This window comes from Nicoliella spurrieriana (assembly GCF_023380205.1).
In the GTDB taxonomy this organism is placed as follows: domain Bacteria; phylum Bacillota; class Bacilli; order Lactobacillales; family Lactobacillaceae; genus Nicoliella; species Nicoliella spurrieriana.
This window is the reverse complement of record NZ_CP093360.1, coordinates 158,830-181,711: the sequence shown is the minus strand read 5'-3', so window position 1 is coordinate 181,711 and position 22,882 is coordinate 158,830. Positions and strand designations below refer to the sequence as shown.

The 22,882-nt window shown below is 34.4% G+C and carries 20 protein-coding genes and 1 other annotated feature (1 of these 21 cut by a window edge); of the genes, 6 read left to right on the top strand and 14 right to left on the bottom strand.

The window, feature by feature from the left end; all coding sequences use genetic code 11:
* Positions 1–17 precede the first annotated feature (17 nt).
* The 3 genes from MOO44_RS00925 to MOO44_RS00915 form a co-directional block, all read right to left on the bottom strand.
* Entirely contained in the window at positions 18–1,295 is a 1,278-nt protein-coding gene (locus tag MOO44_RS00925) for an O-acetylhomoserine aminocarboxypropyltransferase/cysteine synthase family protein (RefSeq protein WP_260115722.1), read from the bottom strand.
* On the bottom strand, positions 1,270–2,145 hold the full coding sequence (locus MOO44_RS00920; RefSeq protein WP_260115721.1) for a homoserine O-acetyltransferase/O-succinyltransferase family protein: 876 nt from the start codon (positions 2,143–2,145) through the stop codon (positions 1,270–1,272). The genes MOO44_RS00925 and MOO44_RS00920 overlap by 26 nt, the downstream gene beginning before the upstream one ends.
* 1,519 nt (positions 2,146–3,664) lie before the next feature.
* A complete protein-coding gene (locus MOO44_RS00915) occupies positions 3,665–4,021 on the bottom strand; it encodes a winged helix-turn-helix transcriptional regulator (protein ID WP_260115720.1) in 357 nt (118 codons plus the stop codon).
* 679 nt (positions 4,022–4,700) lie between these two features.
* On the opposite strand from MOO44_RS00915, the gene MOO44_RS00910 reads away from it, so the two are divergent.
* The 4 genes from MOO44_RS00910 to MOO44_RS00895 all read left to right on the top strand — a co-directional run bounded on the left by MOO44_RS00910 (position 4,701) and on the right by MOO44_RS00895 (position 9,060).
* A complete protein-coding gene (locus MOO44_RS00910; protein WP_260115719.1) occupies positions 4,701–5,861 on the top strand; it encodes an MFS transporter in 1,161 nt (386 codons plus the stop codon).
* 134 nt (positions 5,862–5,995) lie between these two features.
* Positions 5,996–6,208: a transposase gene (locus MOO44_RS00905; protein ID WP_260116041.1), complete on the top strand. Its 213-nt coding sequence runs from the start codon at positions 5,996–5,998 to the stop codon at positions 6,206–6,208.
* Between the two features lie 726 nt (positions 6,209–6,934).
* Entirely contained in the window at positions 6,935–7,270 is a 336-nt protein-coding gene (locus MOO44_RS00900; protein WP_260115718.1) for a hypothetical protein, read from the top strand.
* 497 nt (positions 7,271–7,767) lie between these two features.
* Positions 7,768–9,060, top strand: coding sequence for an IS3 family transposase (locus tag MOO44_RS00895; protein WP_260115717.1), 1,293 nt, complete (start codon positions 7,768–7,770; stop codon positions 9,058–9,060).
* 168 nt (positions 9,061–9,228) lie between these two features.
* Here the strand turns inward: MOO44_RS00895 and MOO44_RS00890 are convergent, their stop codons facing one another.
* The 7 genes from MOO44_RS00890 to MOO44_RS00860 form a co-directional block, all read right to left on the bottom strand.
* Positions 9,229–9,894: a hypothetical protein gene (locus MOO44_RS00890; protein WP_260116036.1), complete on the bottom strand. Its 666-nt coding sequence runs from the start codon at positions 9,892–9,894 to the stop codon at positions 9,229–9,231.
* A 1,683-nt stretch (positions 9,895–11,577) separates the two neighbouring features.
* On the bottom strand, positions 11,578–11,835 hold the full coding sequence (locus MOO44_RS00885; RefSeq protein WP_260116035.1) for a hypothetical protein: 258 nt from the start codon (positions 11,833–11,835) through the stop codon (positions 11,578–11,580).
* Between the two features lie 15 nt (positions 11,836–11,850).
* Positions 11,851–12,069, bottom strand: a complete 219-nt coding sequence (locus MOO44_RS00880; protein ID WP_260116034.1) for a hypothetical protein — start codon at positions 12,067–12,069, stop codon at positions 11,851–11,853.
* Between the two features lie 602 nt (positions 12,070–12,671).
* A complete protein-coding gene (locus tag MOO44_RS00875; RefSeq protein WP_260116033.1) occupies positions 12,672–13,001 on the bottom strand; it encodes a hypothetical protein in 330 nt (109 codons plus the stop codon).
* Between the two features lie 663 nt (positions 13,002–13,664).
* Positions 13,665–13,976: a hypothetical protein gene (locus MOO44_RS00870; protein WP_260116032.1), complete on the bottom strand. Its 312-nt coding sequence runs from the start codon at positions 13,974–13,976 to the stop codon at positions 13,665–13,667.
* Positions 13,969–14,742 (bottom strand): lantibiotic ABC transporter permease, encoded by a 774-nt coding sequence (locus MOO44_RS00865; protein WP_260116031.1) that lies wholly within the window; start codon positions 14,740–14,742, stop codon positions 13,969–13,971. The genes MOO44_RS00870 and MOO44_RS00865 overlap by 8 nt, the downstream gene beginning before the upstream one ends.
* Before the next feature lie 9 nt (positions 14,743–14,751).
* On the bottom strand, positions 14,752–15,633 hold the full coding sequence (locus MOO44_RS00860) for an XRE family transcriptional regulator (protein WP_260116030.1): 882 nt from the start codon (positions 15,631–15,633) through the stop codon (positions 14,752–14,754).
* Between the two features lie 638 nt (positions 15,634–16,271).
* Between MOO44_RS00860 and MOO44_RS00855 the strand changes: the two genes are divergently transcribed.
* A complete protein-coding gene (locus MOO44_RS00855) occupies positions 16,272–16,556 on the top strand; it encodes a type II toxin-antitoxin system RelB/DinJ family antitoxin (protein ID WP_260116029.1) in 285 nt (94 codons plus the stop codon).
* Positions 16,546–16,710, top strand: coding sequence for a type II toxin-antitoxin system YafQ family toxin (locus tag MOO44_RS00850; RefSeq protein ID WP_260116028.1), 165 nt, complete (start codon positions 16,546–16,548; stop codon positions 16,708–16,710). Before MOO44_RS00855 ends, MOO44_RS00850 begins: the two co-directional genes overlap by 11 nt.
* 506 nt (positions 16,711–17,216) lie before the next feature.
* Here MOO44_RS00850 and MOO44_RS00845 read toward each other — a convergent pair.
* The 4 genes from MOO44_RS00845 to metE form a co-directional block, all read right to left on the bottom strand.
* Positions 17,217–18,182 (bottom strand): ketopantoate reductase family protein, encoded by a 966-nt coding sequence (locus MOO44_RS00845; protein ID WP_260116027.1) that lies wholly within the window; start codon positions 18,180–18,182, stop codon positions 17,217–17,219.
* Positions 18,183–18,537: 355 nt separating this feature from the next.
* The gene (locus tag MOO44_RS00840; protein ID WP_260116026.1) at positions 18,538–19,383 is read right to left on the bottom strand and encodes an oxidoreductase; all 846 of its coding nucleotides are present in this window, start codon (positions 19,381–19,383) and stop codon (positions 18,538–18,540) included.
* Between the two features lie 145 nt (positions 19,384–19,528).
* Positions 19,529–20,431, bottom strand: coding sequence for a methylenetetrahydrofolate reductase [NAD(P)H] (gene metF, locus MOO44_RS00835; RefSeq protein WP_260116025.1), 903 nt, complete (start codon positions 20,429–20,431; stop codon positions 19,529–19,531).
* On the bottom strand, positions 20,418–22,694 hold the full coding sequence (gene metE / locus MOO44_RS00830) for a 5-methyltetrahydropteroyltriglutamate--homocysteine S-methyltransferase (RefSeq protein WP_260116024.1): 2,277 nt from the start codon (positions 22,692–22,694) through the stop codon (positions 20,418–20,420). The genes metF and metE overlap by 14 nt, the downstream gene beginning before the upstream one ends.
* A gap of 91 nt (positions 22,695–22,785) precedes the next feature.
* Positions 22,786–22,882 (bottom strand) — a binding site (T-box leader) (it continues 159 nt past the right edge of the window).

Below are 22,882 nucleotides of genomic sequence, written 5' to 3'. Positions count from 1 at the left end.
CTTTCTAATTAATCGTTTTAAATTTGATCAAGAGCCTGCTTTAAATCAGCAATCAAGTCGTCAGCGTTTTCCACCCCGATTGAAATCCGAATTAAGTCTGGGGTGACTCCCGCTTCACGTAACTGTTCATCGTTCAACTGCGCGTGGGTCGTCGAAGCAGGATGGATAATCAATGATTTTGCATCAGCCACGTTGGCTAGCAACGAAAATAGTTGTAAGTGACTAATCAATTCCTTTCCAGCCTTTTCACCACCGGTCAAGCCCAGCGTAAAGATCGAACCCACGCCCTTAGGGAAGTACTTTTCCGCTAACGCATGGTACGGGCTATCCTTTAGGCCTGGATATTTAATCCAAGCTACCTTAGGATGGTGTGATAAGAATTCGACAATTTTTTGGGTGTTTTCAACGTGGCGTTGGACCCGTAATGACAATGATTCTAATCCCTGTAATAGGAGGAAGGAGTTAAATGGACTGATGGTCGCCCCTAAGTCACGCAGCGTTTCTGCACGCACCTTAGTGGTAAAGGCAGCACCCTTTAAGTCAGCAAACACTAATCCGTCGTATTGGTCGTTCGGTTCGGTAAAGCCCGGGTATTTGCCACTCGCCTTGTAGTCGAACTTGCCATTTTCCACGATGACCCCACCCATTGTGGTCCCATGACCGCCAATGAACTTAGTTGCGGAATGAACGACAACGTCTGCACCGTGGTCTAGTGGTTGAACTAGGTATGGAGTCCCAAAGGTGTTATCAACGATGAACAAAATGTTATTAGCATGGGCCACCTTCGCAATCGCTTCAAAATCAACGAGGTTAATGTTAGGATTCCCAATACTTTCAACGTACACCGCCTTAGTTTTAGGTGTAATCGCCTTTGCAAAGTTTTCGGGATCATCGGGATCAACAAAGTGGGTCGTAATCCCCAACTTAGGCAGAGTCACCGCGAATAAATCATAGGTTCCACCATAAAGGGTACTAGCAGCCACAATTTCGTCACCCTGACCAGCAATGTTCAAGATGGCGGCAGTAATGGCAGCAGACCCAGTGGCAAGGGTTACCCCGGCGGTCCCATCTTCCAGGGCTGCGACCCGCTTGTCCACAACGTCGGTCGTTGGGTTTGTTAACCGGGTATAAATATTACCGGGATCCTTTAAGCCAAACCGATTGGCTGCTTGTTTGGCATCCTTAAATACATATGAAGTCGTTTGATAAATTGGGACCGCCCGAGCGCCAGTTTCATCAACAACTTGGCCTGCGTGGACCTGAAGGGTTTCAAAGTGCAATTTGTTTTTTGTCATAATTAAGTTCCTCACTTTCAATTAAATCAATCCAATTTTGGTACAACTGAATGCTGCTAGCTTGCCAAGTGTTTTCAACCTGGTGTTCACGGTTGTAGTAGTTTGCTGGAGCAGCCACCCCTTCATTTTTGACTAGATCACGATGGTATTCTAAGTCCAAGGTGTCAGCATCATATTCAGGGTGTCCGGTAAAGTATGTTTGGCGTTTTGTTCCGGAATGCAAAACTAATGGACCGGTGAACAAATTATCAGCAACGATCGATAACCCACTTGGTAGTGCACTCCGGTTAATTACCGATTGTGAATGCCGTGATTGTGGATTAGTAAACCGTGGTAACTTGAAGCTTAACTGACAATTTGAATCAATCCAACTGGCTTGATAAATGCCAAATAATTTATGTTTGAGCACCACCTTTGGAATCGCAAAGTCAGTGTACAGCGCTGCTTGGGCAGCCCAACATTCATTGACTGTTTGTCCCACATGGGTGGTCGCCCAATCCTTAATTGCTAAGAACTCATCCCAATAATCAACGGCTGAAAAATCAATTTGTTCAACCGGGGCCCCGGTAATGATCAATCCATCATAGTAGTTGTCATAAATCTGCTGCAGACTACAGTAACACTTGGCAACCTGATCTTGATCAGTAGTTTTAAAATGGTGGGTCTTAGTATATAAGAACGTTATTTCAACGTCTTGATGGACTTGACTCAAAAGGTTAATAAATTGTTGTTCCGTCGTTTGTTTAGTTGGCATTAAATTTAAAATTAAAATTTTAACTGGGTTCAGCAGCTTTTGAGCTGGTAATTGATGCTGACTCTTTACAAACCCGTTCTTAACGTTTACTGTCATTGCGATGTCCTCCTTGGTTCCAAAAGATTGAAAAATAAAAAAGCGCCCCTAGAAATGGAAAAATTAATTCCAATTCTAGGGGCGCTCTATGTACGCGGTACCACCCTATCTTAGCCGTCAATATCTTAACGGCCATCTCCGGACACTCACTTAGCTATCCTTCAACACGGTAACGGGTGTTAATTCGTAAACGGCTCATCTGACGACTCACCATTTAAAATTACTCCAAGACCATCTTCAGCACCAACCAAAATACCCGTTCTCATCAGCTCAGGCTCTCTGTTAAAATCAGCTTAATGCTTACTCATCTTTTCTCAGTAACTTCTAATTAATATGTTATGGATATAATAATCCGTTTCATTTTGAATGTCAACACAAAATTGATCAAATTTATGCTTTTTCTGTTTATAAATGAAGTTAACTGAATGATGAAATGAAACGAATGCAAAATTAGGCGCGCTGTTAAGTAATAATTAAGAATGCATACTCCTATGATTAAATCTGATGTAATTTTAATCATAGGAGCAGATCATCGTGCAATAGCCAGGACGCAAATTAATTAAAATTTTTTGTCTGGAATTTAATCATAGGAACAATTCTATTATTTCATTATCTAAGCAAGACCACAGTATTAAATCTCTAGCTAAGGACTACGATGTTTCAACTAACACAATCAGTTGCTGGTTAAAACAGAGTTCTTCCATTAATGTTAATGGAAAGCAGATTTCATATGAAAAATACGTTCAAATGGAAAAAAATTAGCTCAAGTTAATGAGGAAATGGAAATTTTAAAACGAGCTACGAAGTTACCTAGTAAACGTTAACCGTTAAAGAAGACTTGGGTTTTATCAAGAGTTTATAACATGGAAAACTGCTTAGCGATTACGCTACATGCTTTTAAAATACCAAAAAAACTACCATTACCGAATCAAACACGAACCAACAGTTCGAGACTAGCAAAATATTATTTTAAAACAGACCATTTTAGTTGCTTGACAGCAGAGTCGTATGTCTATGGGTATCCAAAAATTTACCAAGTCCTTTTGAATCAAGGCCTTAAAGTTAGTTCCAGAGCGATTTAGCAGTTAATTCCATCATGAATAAAAAATACAGAAAGCCAACTACGCACAACGATTATTAACAACGAGCCAATTTAGTTAATAAAGCTTGGCACATCAAATGGTAGGCAATGAAATGACTGACGAACTAGTGACTAAAACGATGCAAGCAGCAGTAGCTGATAAGCCAGTCTTCTTACTCATTAAAGGGCCATCCTTATGATAATACCCACATCGAAAACTTTCATTCGATGCTGAAACGATAGATTGTTCATCAAACAAAGTTGGAAACAATTGAAGAAGTAATCGCAAGCATTGACTGGTATATAAGATGTTAAATCATGACAGAATTAGTCTGGTCAAAACTACATAAAATTAGTTCAAGTTATTGACATAGAAACAGGTGAAAATTTTCTGCCCTCCCTATGGGGATTCTTCATCGATTTAATTTTAAATTTAAGTTAATTATTTTTTTGTTCTTCTTCTATATATTTTTCTCCCCATTTATCCATTTCTTTAATTAACGGTACCAATGATCTACCTAAATGTGTCAGTGAATAACAAATAATTACATTTGTGTGATTTTTAATCATAATGTTTTTTTTAACTACATCATCATTAATTAATTGCCTTAATTGTATTGCTAGCATTCTACGTGAACATTGATTAATACTGCGACTCAATTCATTAAAATGAAAATTTTTATTCATTAACCTACATAATATGATAGATTTCCATTTTCCAGATAGTATTGATAATGTGCTATCTAATGGACAAATTTCATTGTGCCTAAATTCACTTTTAGTAGCGTTATTCATTAAAAACACCTCCTCAAGTTAGAATTTATATTAATATAATTAATTATAATATGTCAAGAATCCAGACAAAAATTTATAACTAATTCTAATTTTATCTATATCGTGGTAGCTAGCTGATATATTGACTAAAAATATCACTATTGATAATTAAAATACTAGGTAAAGCCCAGTGGGTCTGAACAATCGGTTCAGTTGCTAGTTGACCAATCACTTTTGCATGATACTATATGAAATAATTTAATTAAGTTTATCATCAAAGCCACTAGCTAAATAAGCTCATTGATGTTCATTGATGGGACCGTAAGGAATATCATTATAGAGCAACAGTTTAATCCAAGTCTGAGGTATGATAATTAGGTGATGTGCACCTTTATACTTGTACATTAATTGTTTTGTCACACTCATCAAAATTTATGCTATTTTCAGATTCATGATTTCAGTAAAGAATATTTTGATAGCGAGAACTATCGAAAGGTAGTAAGCGTTAGCTCCATCCCTCATTCCTTCATCATTTTGATAATTTAGCCTTAAATTCTTTTATCGACATAGGAACATCTTTATTTTTAGATTTTATAGTTATTCTTAATAGACAATAAAATGTTACCTAGTAATTGTTTATTCAATTGAATGAATTTTATTTAAGATTTAAACTTTAGGAAATGAAGGGAGAATCATCAGTATGTTAGAAAAGAAAAAATTTTTGACTATTTTGGGATTATTTTTCGGAGTATTTGTAACTGGAGCTGATTCTTTTATTATCTCACCAATACTTCCAGAAATTGCTCGAAGTTTTAATGCATCAATTGCGCTTTCTGCTTATGGAGTCACTATATATGCAATTTTTTTTGCAGTTGGATCTCCATTATTTGGTCCATTAGGTGATAGATATAATAAAAAAACATTGTTGATTATAGGTATTTTAATATTTTTTGTAGGGTCTCTTCTATGTGGATTTTCTCATACCTTAATAGAGTTTTATATATATCGTACAATTGCTGGAATTGGAGCTTCATTGTTTGTTCCTAATGTTTGGGCATTTATTGGAAGTAACTTTAATGGTAAAAAGTTGAATCAAGTTATGGGAATTGTAATGTCGGGATTATCACTTTCAATTGCAATTGGAGTTCCATTAGGGACCCTATTAGCGCAACTAAGCAATTGGCATATGGCATTTTGGGGATCAGCAGTATTAACCTTAGTAGCCCTTTTGTTTATTTTATTCGCTCCAAAACAAAATATTATTAATAGTAAATCAGTTTCTTATTTAGCTTCATTCAAAAATGTATTTTTAACAAAAAACGCTGTCCCGGCATTAATGATTACTTTAAGTTGGATGATTGGATTTTACGGAATTTACACTTTCTTAGGAACTTATATTCAAAATAATTTTAAGTTTAACGTTGCCATGACAGGATATGTTTTCATTGCTTATGGTTTATCCAATTTTATTGCTAGTTTTTTTGGTGGAAAAGTAATGAATATTACAGGTAAGAAAAGATCTATTAATTTAAATGCTATTTTTTCTATCGTATTTATTTTAGGTTTCATTATTTCTAAAAATAATATTTGGGGAATTATTATTTTACTTATTTTATTAGCTTTTGCTCAAGGTTTTGGAGTTACGTCTTTGAATTCGTATATCGTTAATGTCGTTCCATCAAATAGATCAACTTTAATGTCATTTAATAGTTCGTTTTTGTATTTGGGATTAACAATTGGTTCCGGAATTGGTGGAATTATCTATGATTCATTTGGATTTGCAGGGGTATGTTTAATGGCTTCGTTAGGATTATTTTTTGCAATTATTATTACAAATTTACTAAAGGGGGAAACACAATAATAAATAACTCCCCTTAATATAAAATTCCAACACAAAATGCTCCTATACTAAATAATGGCACAGCAAAGCCTACGGTTTTGTGAGATAATATTATTTAAGATGGGAGTTTTTAATTTGTCCAATTATTCAAAAAGATATTCAAAGGTAGCATTGTGAAGATGCATAATGACGAAAATCGTTCTATGATCTCACTTTCAAGAGAACATGGCATGACTGTAGCCTCTATCTCTAAGTGGGTCAAGGATCGAGAAGTAATTTCAACTGAAGACGGTAATGTCACGAATTCAGAATTTAGAGCCCTTAAAAAGAAATTAGCGCAAGTTGAAGATAAACATGATATTTTATAATTCTTGGCAAAAAATAACCAGAGTTAAAGGGTTGAAGCTCATTGAACAGCTCCAAAAGAAGGATTATCGCATTACTAGCATTTTAAGAGCAATTGGGTTGCCTAGGCGAACCTACTATAACTGGAAGCATTATCAGGCAAGTAGTCTCCGCAAGCAAGACGAAATAATTAAGCCTAAAATTAATGCAATTTGGCAAAACAACTATAAAGTTTATGGCGCACCGCGTTTAAGGGTTGCCCTAATGGCAACTTGTTGAATCAAGATTTGGATGCGGAGAGTAAAACGATTGATGAATGAATTAAATATTAACTCATTAATGATCAGACGATTTAAGAAACCAGGTACGTACGTGTATGCCCAACGGCCTAATTTAATCAAAAGTTAACCCGTTTCAATAGTTATGAAGATCTAGTAGTTAAAAAGCGAACTATATTCATTGGTACAATCCGAATTGAATCAGTATGAAAGTTTAATTATTTTTGTGCCATAGCTTTACATAGGAGCAGTTTATAAAAAAGGGATTCTATTTAACAGATTGGCTAAAATTAATAAAAATAAAGTTGATTTATTTTCAATATTTCCTCTTTATTAATTTTTATTTTATGCTAGTATGGTACCATACTCATTGGTCAATTGTTTAAGACGCTGCTTATAAGAGCAGAATTATAGGTTAGAATCCTGCACGGGTAATTTTTTAAAATGTGTGTTGCTTAAGGAGTTGTATGTATGAATTTACTGAATTTACATGACTTTGTCAAAAAAAATTATGAAAACGGAAACTATGATTTTGCAAAGAAAAATTATGAGAATTATAATTTTTCTGGCGGAATCCCCCAAAGTGTAAACTACAACATGTTTCGCCGTCAAAGTAAAGATTTCCAATTAGGATATAATCAAGCATTAAATGATTATAAAATTCGTAACAAATTTAAGCACTACCCTGTAAAACTAATTTATTTAATTAATATGTTATTCAATAACAGAGCAATAGAAATTTATAATTTTGTAAAAGGATACTCGCTAGCAAAAAATACATTAAGAAGAAAAAAAGCTCACTTATAATGTTTAAATAATTTTGATTCCAATTATTTAATAAACGATTATAACCAAATACAACACACCTGATAAAAGAAGAACTTCATCACAACTAATCATAAAAAAGCCCACAGAGGAGAGAACACTAATGTTCAATTCTGTGGGCTTTAAATTCATCCAAAGGATTGTCAGATCATTCAACTTTATCTAACCATATATAACCACTCCTACCAATATAGTTAGACATCCTCTTATATGGATTCTTTGCGTCTTATTCAATCTAATTATTTAACCGATTCAACAAACACTAATGTAATTATAGATCATTTTGATATAGACAACAGCGACGTTACAACTGATGCTAGACTATATTTAACATGGTATTGTGATATTACAATTCCTTCAAACAGAATTATATCTAACTATAAGTTCTAAAAAGGCAAAACAAAAAGGACACTCTAGCGAGTGTTGAAGAGACCCCCATAGGTTGGACAAAAAATGTTCAGTCTATGGGGGTCTTTATTTTGGCAAAATATAGTAGTGCATTGAAATTAAAAGTGGTTTTAGAGTATCTCTCTGGAATTGGCTCAACTACGTTGAACCGTAAATATGATATCAAAGGATCAGCAACAATTTATTCATGGGTAACTGCTTATAAAAACTTTGGTAAATCAGGACTTATTGCAAAACATTTTGATCAAGAATATTCTTATATGTATAAATTAAAAGTGCTGAAATGGATGCACCTCTACCAAAAGTCGTATCCAGAAACAGCACTTCATTTTAATATTGCATCTCCGTCAAGCATCTTCACATGGCAACGGAGATTAGAGAATGGAAGCCTATATTTAATGAATAAACATAAGTCCCATCAAAAGAATGTTCTCACAAATAGTGTTGTAAAGCAAATCAAAATATTGAAAAAGCAAAATTTAACCTTATCAATTAAACTTGAATACGAAAAGTTACTTAGGAATAATGATCGATACGAAAGTGTTGAATTATTAATACAGAAATTCAGTAATGTTGCACTTTCTAAGATATTATCATCAATTTCATTTCCTAAAAGTAGTTATTATTACCACAAGAAAGCTTCGCTTTCTAAAAGAAACAATGAACTTGATAATAAGGTTAAACAAGCAGTTAAATCCCATCCGGCTTATGGATATAGAAGAATAACCGCCCTGTTCAATAACAATGGGAATCATGTTAACCATAAAAGAATTCAAAGAATTATGCAGAAATATAGCTTACAGTGTCAGTTATTTGGAAAGCGAAAACGTAAATATAATTCTTACAGAGGTCAAGTAGGCCATATTGCTGATAACGTTTTAAATGGCGTTTTTTCATCTAACAATTTTGGTGAAAAGATAACAACAGATGTAAGTGAATTTAGATATGGCAATGAAGATATAAACCATCGGGTTTATTTATCACCAGTGATGGACTTATATTCTGATAAAATCATTGCATATGGAATCAATAGCCACCCAACGGTAGCATTAACATTAAAGCCATTAATTCGAACTTTAGATAACATTCAAGACACTTTTGATCATCCGATTGTGCATAGTGATCAAGGCATTCAATACCAGAGTCATGTTTGGGTTCAAACGTTGAAGAAATATGGAGCTATTCAATCAATGTCCCGTAAGGGAACGTGTTTAGATAATGCTCAAATGGAATCATTCTTTCATATTATGAAAATTGAAATGATGAATAAGCATTATGATACCAAAAAATCCTTAATCCATGCGATGAAATCATGGATTAAGGATTACAATGATAATAGAATAAAAGCAAAACTAGGATATTAATCACCAAATCAATATTTGGGATTGATATCCTAGCAAAAATTACTAGTCCAACTTATTGGGGTCAGATCATATGAGATGAAAAAATCTCATAAGCTAGATAATTACCTAATATTTATTTACAAATTAGCTTTGTGGTTATAAAAAAGAATGCAGTTAATGAAAATAATATTATTGCCATCCATATCTAGTAATTTTATGAGTGAAAACATTATAATCAACATAAGTACCGTTCTTGATATGAATATGGTTACCCACAACAGCAGAAACCGCAGATACAACAGCAGCAGCTCCAGGGCCACTAGCTATATAGCTAAGATATCCAGCAACACCAGAAACACCAGCCGTAACAATATCTTTAGTTAGTCCAGCATCAAAACCAATCCTAGCATAATTCCAACCATATTTTATTACCCCATTTTTTCCATAAGAACGAAAAGATATACCATCATCATCATTTGAATTATTATCATCAACAGTGAAGTTATCAGTAGCAATAAGCGTTTTAGGATCAATTTTTAAATTTTGATTTTTAATTATACTATTTGTAACAGATATTTCAGATAAGGCTTTGTTTTTTAAATCATTGGAAATTTTAAGATTAGTAGGTAATTTTAAAACAAATTGGTTATTTTCAACACTTATATATTTATTTAAAACGCTAGTATCTAAATCTTGACTAATAGATGGAGACATGCCATCATTATTATTTGTAGATTTAGATTCAACATAATTCACATTAGAATCTGAATTAGCTCTAACTACAATAGGAGACAATGTAGCCCCTAAAAGTGATAAAGACAGTGTGATTAAACTTAATTTATTAATTAATCGCATAATATATAACATCCTTAAAAATTATTTATTATAGATTGAGGTAGATGATATGAAAAAAATAATCAATTGAAAAGCATATTAGTGGGAATAATTAGTGCAATTACAGTACTAATAGTTTTAAAATTAAATTTAAATATATATTTATCCTCAATATTAATTGCAATAATAATATTTATAATCTCAAAAATTATAGACAACTATCACAAATAAATATAATTTTTAATTATACAGATAAAATATATAAATGTCTATACTTTTATAAAATAATCTTAAGTATCATACCTATAGTGGCTTTTATTCTAGACTTAATAATAAAACTAAAGTTTATCAAAAAAATTTAAAAAAATGCCTTCTACTTTGTTTAATTGTCATTATCTCTAACATTATTTGACTTGATGCTATATTTATTATTTTCTTTAACTTTTGTTTTTCTTTTTGTAATTCATTTTGTTGAGTGAGATGTAGTTGTTTTGATTGATCTAGTAATTTATGTAGTTCTTCAATCTGTCTATCGTTCGCCTTTAATTGTTCTACAAAAAATGAATAATTCTCTTTTTCTTTTTTTTCATGTTTATAATCATGTGTATTAGAGCTTAGTAACGATACACCTTAATCATTAGTTATAAAGTTTCTTTTCTTTTTTGTTGTATAGTTTTCCCGAAAATTTGTGATTAAATTCATTCTAGCACGATAACAGTGAGATATCCCGAATTCTATTTATTGATTTATCAATTTAAAGTAAAAAATTTTCTAAAAGTTATGTTGATACCCATTAATATAATAAAATTAATTAATACTGCTTTGGCTTATTCTTCTAATTATAATATTAATGCCATAAGTTTTGTATAATTCCATCTATACCACCTAGTACAGCAGCAATTCGTGGATAACCATAAATAATAAAATTATCGCGGCTGATTTTAAAATATCATTTTCACGTTTTAAAGCCATTAATTGTTTTTGTAATTTTTTGATGTATCGCTCATTAGGATTGATAACTCTTTCATCTTAACTATACCAGCGAATAATAGTTTGATAGTTGGGCCCGTATTCATCCGAAAGATCACGAGCGTTAGCTCCGTCTCTCATTCGTATTATCATTTATAGTGATTTATTATTAATACATAATATGTCTATTTGCTAACATAGATGCATACGTTCTTTCTGCCTCGCAGAGCGCCGTATTTTTGCGCAAGCGCAAAAATACTTAAGGCGCTAGCTCTTTCTGCGCGTAACTCAGCGCTCCGCTCTTTCTTATTTTAAATGGATTTAATTACAAAGGAGAAGTAATATGAAACCACTCGGAGCTACAGACACAGTTGACCTTCAAAATGGTAAACCATGGTGTGCTATGTATAGACATGCTAAGCATAACAAAGATATAAAACATTCCAACAAAGATATTAATTTCGACCTCAGTTATCTAAATAGCAAGGGTCATCCGATTAATTATGATAATGGAAATCTGTCTCAACAAACTACTAATAATTTTAGCTGAAACATCATAGTATTTAGCTAAAGATTTAGTAATGTGGCCCTTCTTTAATAGTGAAATAATTAAATCTATAAATTCTTTTGAATAATTAGACAAAATAAAAACTCCCATCTTAAATAACATTATCTCACAAAACCGTAGGCTTTGCTGTTCCATTATTTAGTATAGGAGCATTTTCATTATAATAATTAATCATCAGTTGATAACTTATATGTTTTATCATCAACTTGTTCAATACATACATTCCATAGAGGATGAAACTTAATATAACTATCGCATTTCTGAATAATTATATTAGCACCATCATAAAAATTTATTTTATTTTTTTTAATATGATTATTATTAATCTTTTTGACAAATAGAATATTCTGATATCTTTCATCTAAAAAATACGTCAGGCTGTCTTCGTAGAGAAATGTGTAATTATTAAAAAACATTTTTTGCATATTAATTCCCCAATTTTAATAAAACGATTCAATTCGATATGAATTATCATCAATTTCATAAATATTCACCCTAACATCAGGGTGAAAAACAACTTCATGATCAACCAAATCAATAATTAATTGAATTTCATCACCCCTGATAAAAGCTGCCCGTTTATTACCATTATCAAAAAAACAAGTCATATCATCCTCGTTATATTCAAAATTTGTTTTTTCTATTTTAATTTTTTTCAATTTATAAACCTCTATAATCTACAACGAGATTATTTTGTATTTTAAATCTGACTGTGCAACAATTTTAATGTTCTGTAAATCTAAATGTTCTGTCGGGATAAAACTAACCTCATTATTGGATGATACAATAATTTTTAAAAGGATATTAGAATAATCATCATCAAGAAATAACAATGTCCATTTGTTATCTGTCATTAGGTGAATTTTTTTTTCATCATACGAAAATGAATATTTACCTACATTTATACTATTCATTAATTCCTCCATAATTTTCATTTGATAATAACATATACACTTTATTTCTAACTTTTTGGATCGTAATGCCATTTCTTGGCCTGAATATGAGTATATTATTATTTATTGAAATATTAACCCTAACATCATTATTACTTTTAACTAAGGTAATGCTGTTATTATCCATAATGCAGTCAGATAGTGAAGGGTCATAATAAAATACGTACTGTTTAAATTTTATTTTTTTCATAATATAAATTACCAAACATTAATTAGATAAAATTTTACCATCATCAGAAAGCGAAGCTTTTCTTTTACCATCATTATCTTTTAGTTTCCATTTTCTCCCACCATGATTACTCATATCCTTATCTATTGAATATCCAGTTTTTTGGGTCCTTATAAGCAGTTTTTCCTTTAATTTTTTGAGAAAAACTACCAATTTTCACATTTCCATCACTATCTATTAACTTTTTAGGAATATCATACTTTTTAGAATAGTATGTAGATATGCTCTCTTTAGGAGTACTATGTGATGATATATATGATACTATTTTATCATATAACCAATTTCCTGCAATAATCGTTCCAACACTAGCTAGCGTAATTACACCACCAGCAATTACAACTTCACCGATTCCAGGAATTAAAAAAACTCCTGCTGCTGGAGCGAATCTATAAGATAAATCATCATTCATTTGATTATCTTGAACTAATTGAACAGTATTTTGAAGAGATTTATCAATTTCATCTTTGCTAAAAGTTTTCCATTGATATTTATAGAATTATTTGTTGTACTTAAATATTCATTATTATCAGTAGAATCCCCCTTTACTACCAAATTATCAACAGATATACTAAATATTGATAGTATAAATATTAGTAAAACAATAGGTATAATTTTCTTAATAATAATTAACTACTTTATAATTAATTTAAAAGCTAGTTATATTAAATAATAATGAGAGTGTCAAATATATTATGTAAATTAAAAACTCCCATCTTAAATAATATTATCTCACAAAACCGTAGGCTTTGCTGTGCCATTATTTAGTATAGGAGCAGTGCAATTGATAACAACAAACGTGCCTTAAAAGATCGATAATCAATCTGTTTTAGATAAGGAAAATAAATATTAAAACGACTAACAAATGATTTTAAATTGTTTTTTGAGTATTTTGGGAATAATAAAATGATATAATTATTCCTCCAAAAAGGATAATTGCTAATCTTATGTAACTAATTATTAATCCAGCAATGTGAATCTCCCCCTATGTATTTCTATATTTGGTATTATATCATACTAAAACAACATCCCCTAAGTTAAGGTTAATTACCAGCTTAAGGGATGTTTTGCGTTTTTAATTATTTTTATATTTCCTTTTCTCATCATTATAACCATGGATAAAGTTTACAACCTCTGCAGCTCTTCCATGAAATACAATATTAATTATTTCAAGACTTATTTTAGGATATTTTCTGAAGTGCTTACCTGTTTTAAAATCATTTATTGCCTGTAATCTTCCTCTTTCATAATCACCAATATTTTTTGCATTATCATTATGATTAGCATACGGTCCATTATATTCATATTTTCCGTTTCGGTAATTGCCATATTTTCCATGTTCATAATTTTGTTTAATCTGATCATGGATCAATTTAAAATTAATCATCTGAATCCCCCGTTTTCATCATATTTCGATTATTAGGTAGTTTCAAAGCTAAAATAATCAGAAATGGTAATGCTGTAAGTACCATGCTCACAAAGAATGCCATCACATCACCATTATTTACAGCGATGGTATCCGATAAGTGCGAAAGAATGTTATAGGTATAATAACCTGGAAATACTTTTTGGGCTAAAGTTATCCAATCAACGAATGATCCAGTCGTAAAATGATTGAATGGAATTAGTAAAAAGGCCATCAAAATCATAATTGGAAAACCACTAGCATCTAATGTTTTACCATCAACTAAAATTCCGAGGGCAAAACCAATCAAACTTAGGTAAATTCCAACTATATTGATCAATAGCATTAGCATTAAGATTGTCCAATTGAATGTCGTCACATGGAGGAATATCCCCACAATAAATAGTATGATACTAATCATCAGGTTCAAAATCAACTGGGTTAATAGAGAATCAGTTAGCCAATTCCATACCGAATAATGTGAAATTTTAAATTGAAGTAAATAGTATTCTCTAGATGTATTAATTCTTTTACTAAAGGTAACTAAAGAATTACCAGCAATCCCCGTCAAACAACAAGTAGCGAAGATAATATATTTATAGCTGATTTTAGAACCAAAATAATCATGAGTCCCAGTATGAAAAAGCATCATATCAAGAGAAATTAACCAAAAGCTCGGGATAAGGATTGTGAAAAAGATAAAGTTTTTATTTCTGAGGACCGGTTTAATCTGTAATAATTTAATCATGTTTTCCTCCTAATCATTGAAGTGGCGATACCACTGTTCAATCGTTTGATTATGGCTATGGATAGTGTCAACCGATACGTTTTGATCAATTATGCCATTCTTTAATAGAACGACACGTGAAAAGAATTTATCAATTTGGTTAAAATCATGGGTCACGGTAACGACGCTTCCGCTGACATGGTCTAAATAGTTCCAAAAGAAATCAATTGTTTCTAAATCCATCCCCACCGTGGGTTCATCCAACAATAATAATTTAGACGGTCTAAGTAGACTCAACAATAAGGATAACCGTCGTTTTTGGCCACCAGATAATTTACTAACATTGGTGTTGATATATGGTGTCAAACTAAATTTCTTAATCATATCTTGAATAAACGTTTTCGATGTGATTTTATTGATGGCTGCGGTCAATTGTACCTGCTCGTTTAATTTGAAACTATCGATCAAAACGTTATCTTGAGGCATAACGTTCAATGAATCCAAATTATTAATATGATTTTCGATCCTGCCGCTATCTGCTTTCATTAAACCAATGATAATTTTAAACAATGTTGATTTACCGGAACCGTTACTTCCTAATAGTGCAATCCGGTCGCGACTATATATTTCTAAATCAACACCTTTTAAAACCGGTTGATAGAATGATTTTTGGATTTGACTCAATTTAAGAACTAAATTATCGGCATTATTTGTACCAAATACCAAATAGTCTAAATCCACATTGAAGATTTCTGCTAAGTTAATTAAATTTTCAATACTAGGGTCTGAATCACCGTTTTCCCATTTTGAAATGGATTGTCTTGCTACATATAATTTATTTGCTAGTGAACTTTGTGATAATTTCTTTTGTCTTCTCAGTGTAATTAACTGATGGCTAAAAATATTTTTCATAAGTCCGCCTCCCGTCGTTTGATTTAATTTCATTATCCGAATTGGCTTAATAGTTGTAAATATAATTCGATTAAAAAGCCGCTCTATATACTAACATAGCCCGCACCCTATGGTTGCATCGTTGATATATCAATGTTTTAAATGGTTAATCAAAGCATAAGCTAATGTCAGAGTAAATTCAATGATGATTATATTTTGATAAATGAGGACAAAATAAATAGCACCTTGTTGATTTGAAGGTGCTATTTTATCCAATCATCTTAAGTTACGTTAAAACTATATTGAAATATGATAAAATTAATTATAGAAGGTGTTTAAAATGAAAAGTAACTCTGAAAAGATTATTGAACTAAGAATCCTAGAAGTTTTCTTGGCAGTTATACTAGACATGGTATTTTATAGTTTTACAAATATAGAAAATCGACTACTAAATGTGGTTATATATGCCTTTATTTTTTGTATCTATGAATATATATTTGAAAAAATTGAGACTATGTAAAGAATCCAGATAAAAAAATTTAACTTAATCCTTTTTAACTATAAAGATGTTATCAGTGACAGTTATTTCTTTTGCTCCTATAATTTGCCTATGAATAATTGTATGACAAGAGTCATACGTAATTAAGGAGGAAGTTATTATGCCTAAAAGTTCAGTTCAAAAACAAGATCGCATCAGTGTACGTATTGCACCAGATATAAAACGTGCTGCTACATCTGAATTAGAAAAGCGCGGTCTTAGCCTTTCAAATTATATCCAATTTGCATTAGCTAATATCGCTAGTGGAGAAAGTGATTATTTAAACACCCCTTCAGCACTAGCTGCTAAGGAAGCTGCAGAACATGACCAAAATAAACAAATCGGTGATGGGACTATTCAATCTTTCAACAAATATCTAGAAACAATCAAACGTAATGAAAATTAAGCAAACTCAACAATTTGAACGGAGTTTAAAGAAACTATCTAAAAAACACTATCCAATCGAATTAATCTCAACCGTCTTATCAGCAATCATTAACCTTGATAAGGTCATCTTGTTAAAATCTAAGGACCACTCGCTATCAAATAACTGGCAATGATATCGATTTTTTCATCCTGGCAGACTTTCTAAACGTGGTAACAAAAGCTTAGACAATTGGATCGTGATTTATAAAATCGATCAAGATGAGCTAGTCTTAACATTAATTGATACTGGTGACCACGATAAACTATATAGGCACTAATAACGATAATGTTAATTATCGTTATTACTGTTCCAAAAATAAATTTATTATATGTCATCGACTTCAAATATTATTAAAATTTGAATCACTTACTCAATCATCCAACAATTAAACCCCTTAAAAGGTATGCTTATCGGTTAAGCATACAAAATAACCTCCAAACAGATATAATCTGATCGGAGGTTATTTATTACAACTAATTATTTATAATCTTAAACATACGGTGGTAATCATTATCCTTATCAATTTCAATCAAGCTATGTGGGTATTGCTATGGGTTAATCGTTAACTGACGATTAGTTCAATCATTATGTGGGTTATGTGGGTAAAACTATGTGTTGTTACTATGGATGAGGATTAAATTAATTATTATGTTTGTACTTCCGCATTAATTCAACCATGTGGACTTCGTTTACTATAAACTCGTGGGTCCGACAAACGTAGTCGTGTTCACGACCGATTTTAGCAATGTAGCCGTTAATGTAGTCCACTTCAGTTGGCCGGCCCTTCGAGAAGTCTTGATACATTGAAGGGTAGTGATACTTAAATTGATGGCTCGTGGTGGTAACGGAATCAATTTGTTCCTGGCGAGTCTCGATCATTTCGATTCCAGCCCGTTCACAGGCATCGAAGGATTCGTTAAATAATTGGGTCGCCATTTCAGGGACCTTGGGATATTCGATGAATTGACCCATTTGTAATTCAAACATGGTACAAAGGGTGTTCACCACGGCGTTGTAAACGACCTTGGACATGCACATGCCCTTCCATTCCTTTGCCATTACTGGGCCTAACTTAGCCTGCTTAAAATCTGCAAAGACTTGCTTAGTCACTTCATCGGCGGGCTTATTATTGTATGGGGCCATATGCATGACTTCACCATTTTCAGCTCCCATGAAGTCAACGTCAGCGGGGCCATCCATCCGGGTCGCAATCATTGCGGTCCCACAAATGATTTTATCTGGATCAAAGTATTTTTCGATCTTTTCAAAGTGCCCCATTCCATTCATTGCAGAAAAGGCATATTGATCAGGATGAAAAATCCCTGCTGCTTTATCCCGCTCTAATTCATCTGCTAACTGCATCTGCTTTTTGAAGATAATCCAAACATCTGGATGCCCAGTGTATTCTTCAGGGTAGTAAATATTAATTGGTACAATGTGTTGGTTTTTATGATCCCGTGCGACTTTGACCCCGCCTTGTTCACGGACTTTTTCAACGTTGGGTTCCCAGGTATCGATAAAATCAACATCGATTCCAGCATTTTCCTGCATCATAACTCCGTAACGATAACCCATTGCACCTGCACCGATAAATCCATATTTCATATCTCATCAATCCCCTTTATTATGTATGAACCAAAAAACGCCCCCCAGCAAAATGCTGAAGGACGTTTATAACGTGGTACCACCTATTTTCGGGTCACAAGGACCCCTCTTTACGGACTATCATCATAGTCCTTATCACAGTAATGGGTGATCACCAGGTGGCCTCGAATAGCACACCGTGTTATCAATTCAATCTTTAAGGACTTAGCATTTAATGCCCTTGCATCTAACGGCACTCGCTTAGTAAATCTAAACCCCGACTCCATCGAATCGATTCAGTTCATTTATTGAATGACATTAGTATACATGATGCTAAATTAGAATGTCAACGTTTTTTTTCATAATTTTCTAATTATTATTTTGCGGGCCGATCAGCAGACCGGGCTAAATCCGCATTCTTTTGGTATTCAGCTAGGGTCGCCTTTAACTCTTTTTCACCAGAATCAATGGCAGCATTCCCTAGTGGCAAGTGGAACGGTAGTTCGTTCCCATGATTTTCCACCTGGTCAATGATGATCTCGGCTGCCGCCTTTGGATCTCCTGATTGACCGTGGTCACTATCACTCCGCCCAGCAATTCGTTGGTCAGATAGCTGCTGATAATCATTAATTTGACTAACCGCCTTTAATGATGAACGGCCTGCCCAGTCGGTTCTAAATGCGCTGGGTTCAACTAACATCAATTTAATGCCAAATGGAGCTACTTCTAATTGTAATCCCTTGCTAACCCCTTCTACGGCATGCTTAGTTGCATTGTAAAACGATAGTGCGGTCGTTCCCTTAATTCCAGCAATCGATGATAGATTCACAATAATGCCAGACCGTTGCTTCCGCATTGTTGGTAACACTGCTTTGGTCATATCAACCAGCCCCCAGAAGTTCACATCGAACATGGCGCGGGTCTGGTGTTCATCACTTTCCTCAAAGGTTGCAAAATATCCAAACCCGGCATTATTGACCAATACATCAATTGATCCAAATTTATTAACTGCCTGATCCACGGTCGCTTTAATTTCAGATTCATTGGTCACGTCTAATTGCGTTTTTAGGATTTGTCCATGGTCATATTGATCCAGGTAATCTAATTCGGCTGGTTTCCTTGCGCTCGCTACCAAGTTAACGCGTCCCTGTGTAGCCAACTGCACTGCTAGTTCACGGCCAAAGCCAGTCGAGGTTCCGGTAATTAACCAAGTTTTTGTCATTTGAATCCTCCTAATTATAAATAATTTGTTATTAATAATTTATTTTTTAAAATATCTAACTAATATTATCGTAATTATTTTTAAGTGGGAATGCAACTATCTTGCCCCACTAAAAAATGGGTCCATTAGCGACCCATTTTTAAGCTTATTTTATCGTTAGCCGACCGTCATCATGCAGTTCGGTAGCCCCAAAGATGTTTTTGGTGGCATCCCAAATGCGTTGTGCCACTTCCGGCTTATTCATTGTGTAGAGATGAATCCCGTCGACCCCCTGTGATACTAAATCCACAATTTGATCAATGGCGTAGGCAATTCCAGCATCACGAAGTGCGATTTTATTGTCTGCGTACCGATTCATCATCTTTTTAAATTTATCCGGCACCGGAATCCCAGAAATTTCGGTAATCCGCTCAATTTGCTTTTTACTCGTGCATGGCATAATTCCAGCTTCCACCGGCACGTTAATCCCAGCCAGAGCTAATTTTTCTTGGAAGTCATAGAAGTGACGATTATCAAAAAATAGTTGCGAAATCAAGTGGTCACTGCCGGCATCAATTTTTTGCTTCAAATGTTCAATGTCATCAACAAATGAAGTCGCTTCCTGGTGGCATTCTGGATAACATGCACTGGCGATGTGGACGTCTGGATACTTGGAATGCACGTAGGTAATTAAATCACTGGCGTGGTTAAACACACCCCGTGGCGCTAATCCAGGAATCCGGTCTCCACGAAGGGCTAAGATATTATCTACATTAATTGATTGGAGGCGTTGAATTAACTGATCTACTTGTTCCTCGTCTTGATACAGACCGGGCACGTGGGCCACTGCAGGAATCTTAAGATGATTTTGGATTAAGTTAACTACCGCCACCGTTCCATCGCTTTGTGCAGAGCCCCCGGCACCTAACGTGACCGATATAAAATCTGGGTTCACGTTCTTTAAGGCCGTCAAGGTCGGTAGAATCGTTTCCACCGATGAATACTTCTTTGGTGGAAAGACTTCAAGTGAAAACACTGTTTTGTGTTTAAAAAGATCAGCTATGTTCATAAATGCTCCCCCTTACTACTTTCGTGGCTTCAACCATGTTCTTTAGGCTATCGAACGATTCTTGTTCAGAACGAGTCTTAAGCCCACAATCTGGGTTGATCCAGATCTTATCAACTGGTAATTTACTAATAATTTGTTGGATTAAATCTTGAATTTCGGCTTCTGATGGAATCCGTGGTGAATGAATATCGTACACTCCGGGGCCCACTTCGGTCTGGAAGTGATCATCAACTAGTTCGTCGATTAAGGTAAAGTCCGCCCGTGATGCTTCGAATGAAATGACATCGGCATCCAAGTTATCAATCGCCTTTAGAATGTCGCCGAATTCGCTATAACACATGTGCGTATGAATTTGGGTCGATTCTTGGACACCACTGTGGACCAATCTAAATGCTGGCACTGCCCAATCCAGGTATTCCTTGTACCAATCAGACTTCCGCAGTGGTAGGTTTTCGCGGAGTGCTGGTTCATCAATTTGAATGATCTTAATGTCATTCTTTTCCAAATCAAGTACTTCATCGCGGAGTGCCAATGAAATCTGCGTAACGGTTTCCTTTCTAGCAATATCTTCACGTGGGAAGGACCAGTTGAAGATGGTCACCGGACCGGTCAGCATTCCCTTGACCCACTTATCAGTTAGGTTGTTAGCGTAAACCGATGCATCAACGGTGATGGGTGCGGTTCTACTAATGTCCCCCCAGATAATTGGTGGCTTCACGCCCCGGGTTCCGTATGATTGAACCCAACCATTTTGGGTGAAGACAAATCCATCTAACTTTTCACCGAAGTATTCGACCATGTCGTTGCGTTCGTATTCACCATGCACCAATACGTCCAAGCCCAAATCTTCTTGAATCTTAATGATGCGCGCAATCTTTTCACGGTTAAACTCATCATATTGGTCGCGGGTAATTTCATGGTGTCTAAACTTCCGCCGGTTAGCACGAACATCAGCGGTTTGTGGGAATGATCCAATCGTAGTGGTTGGTAATGTTGGTAACTTAAATTCATCTTTTTGGACCTTTTCACGTTCGCTGCGTTCTGGTAAGCGGGTGTAATCAGCATCGGTCAATGCATTGATGCGATTATGAACAGTTGAGTTAACGGGATGCTTAACGTTCTTAAATAGCGCTTCGTTCTTTGCTAATAAGTCGGCTCCTGCATCATCATGATTGACGATGTGGTCTAGATCAACTAACTCACCTAATTTTTCAATTGCAAATGCTAAGTGTTGCTTAACGTCACTAGCCAATCCATCTTCATTGGCTGCTGAATATGGCACATGGAGGAGTGAACAGGAAGTGCTCAGCACGATTGGTGCATCCGTCTTAATTTTTGCTAATAAGTTTAGCGTATGGTCATATTCATTCCGCCAGATATTTTTACCATTAACGACGCCGGCAAAGAGGTGCTTATCTGCTGGGAAGCCCTTTTCGTTGATTAACTCAAGGTTGTGTGCACCTTCCAAGAAGTCTAATCCAATTCCATAAAATGGCTTGTTAGTAACGTCTTCATACACATCCCGAATGTCACCAAAGTAACTTTGTAAGATGACCTTTACCCCGTGATCATTAGCCAAGATGGCATCATATAGTTGATCAAAGATTGCTTTTTCATTCCCGTCAACATCGAATGATAACGCTGGTTCGTCAATTTGGAGGTATTCAACTCCCGCTTGGTTCAACTTAGCAAGTAGTTCTTGGTAGGCCGCAATGAGTGGTTGTACAAATTTGGCTGGCTTAGTACCATCTAAGAAGCGTGATAGTTTTAGCAGCGTGTATGGTCCAACGATGACCGCCTTTGGATCAACTCCAGCATTCTGGGCTTCCTTGATTTCATCAAATAACTTGTGACCAATCAACTTAACGTCGGTCTCATTAGTAAATTCTGGAACGATGTAGTGGTAGTTCGTATTGAACCACTTCTTCATTGGTAGTGCACGCACGGTTTCACCATCTGCTTGATACCCCCGGGCTTGTGCAAAATATTCATCTAATTCTGAAACGTTCAAGTCACGGTAACGCTTGGAAACAACGTTTAATGCAACTGCGGTATCCAATAGGTTATCAAAGAATGAAAAATCACCGACGGGAATTAAATCAATTCCGGCATCCTTTTGAGCTTGCCAATGGGCAACCTTAATGTCATGTGCGTTTGCTAATAGTTCTGATTGATCGATTTGGTGCTTCCAGTAATGTTCAGTTGCAAATTTTAATTCACGATGTTCACCAATTCTTGGAAATCCGATAATTGTCTTTGTCATATGCTAAAACCCCTTAAATTATTATTTGCATAAATTAATTAGAATGAGGGTACAAAAAAACGCCCCTAGATGACAACTTTAATGTTGTTCATCTAGGGGCGCATTATGTACGCGGTACCACCCTAATTCAGTTAGCCAAAAATCGGACCAACTCTCATAAGTACACTCATGATAGCTATACTCAAACG

What these genes read in the sequence shown, in the direction of transcription:
- MOO44_RS00845 (WP_260116027.1), bottom strand. Translation starts at nt 18,182, where the DNA reads ATGAAATATGGATTTATCGGTGCAGGTGCAATGGGTTATCGTTACGGA.
- MOO44_RS00850 (WP_260116028.1), top strand. Translation starts at nt 16,546, where the DNA reads ATGAAAATTAAGCAAACTCAACAATTTGAACGGAGTTTAAAGAAACTA.
- MOO44_RS00915 (WP_260115720.1), bottom strand. Translation starts at nt 4,021, where the DNA reads ATGAATAACGCTACTAAAAGTGAATTTAGGCACAATGAAATTTGTCCA.
- MOO44_RS00870 (WP_260116032.1), bottom strand. Translation starts at nt 13,976, where the DNA reads ATGATTAATTTTAAATTGATCCATGATCAGATTAAACAAAATTATGAA.
- MOO44_RS00875 (WP_260116033.1), bottom strand. Translation starts at nt 13,001, where the DNA reads ATGAATGATGATTTATCTTATAGATTCGCTCCAGCAGCAGGAGTTTTT.
- MOO44_RS00855 (WP_260116029.1), top strand. Translation starts at nt 16,272, where the DNA reads ATGCCTAAAAGTTCAGTTCAAAAACAAGATCGCATCAGTGTACGTATT.
- MOO44_RS00840 (WP_260116026.1), bottom strand. Translation starts at nt 19,383, where the DNA reads ATGACAAAAACTTGGTTAATTACCGGAACCTCGACTGGCTTTGGCCGT.
- MOO44_RS00890 (WP_260116036.1), bottom strand. Translation starts at nt 9,894, where the DNA reads ATGCGATTAATTAATAAATTAAGTTTAATCACACTGTCTTTATCACTT.
- MOO44_RS00900 (WP_260115718.1), top strand. Translation starts at nt 6,935, where the DNA reads ATGAATTTACTGAATTTACATGACTTTGTCAAAAAAAATTATGAAAAC.
- MOO44_RS00865 (WP_260116031.1), bottom strand. Translation starts at nt 14,742, where the DNA reads ATGATTAAATTATTACAGATTAAACCGGTCCTCAGAAATAAAAACTTT.
- MOO44_RS00860 (WP_260116030.1), bottom strand. Translation starts at nt 15,633, where the DNA reads ATGAAAAATATTTTTAGCCATCAGTTAATTACACTGAGAAGACAAAAG.
- metF (WP_260116025.1), bottom strand. Translation starts at nt 20,431, where the DNA reads ATGAACATAGCTGATCTTTTTAAACACAAAACAGTGTTTTCACTTGAA.
- MOO44_RS00885 (WP_260116035.1), bottom strand. Translation starts at nt 11,835, where the DNA reads ATGCAAAAAATGTTTTTTAATAATTACACATTTCTCTACGAAGACAGC.
- MOO44_RS00920 (WP_260115721.1), bottom strand. Translation starts at nt 2,145, where the DNA reads ATGACAGTAAACGTTAAGAACGGGTTTGTAAAGAGTCAGCATCAATTA.
- MOO44_RS00910 (WP_260115719.1), top strand. Translation starts at nt 4,701, where the DNA reads ATGTTAGAAAAGAAAAAATTTTTGACTATTTTGGGATTATTTTTCGGA.
- MOO44_RS00925 (WP_260115722.1), bottom strand. Translation starts at nt 1,295, where the DNA reads ATGACAAAAAACAAATTGCACTTTGAAACCCTTCAGGTCCACGCAGGC.
- metE (WP_260116024.1), bottom strand. Translation starts at nt 22,694, where the DNA reads ATGACAAAGACAATTATCGGATTTCCAAGAATTGGTGAACATCGTGAA.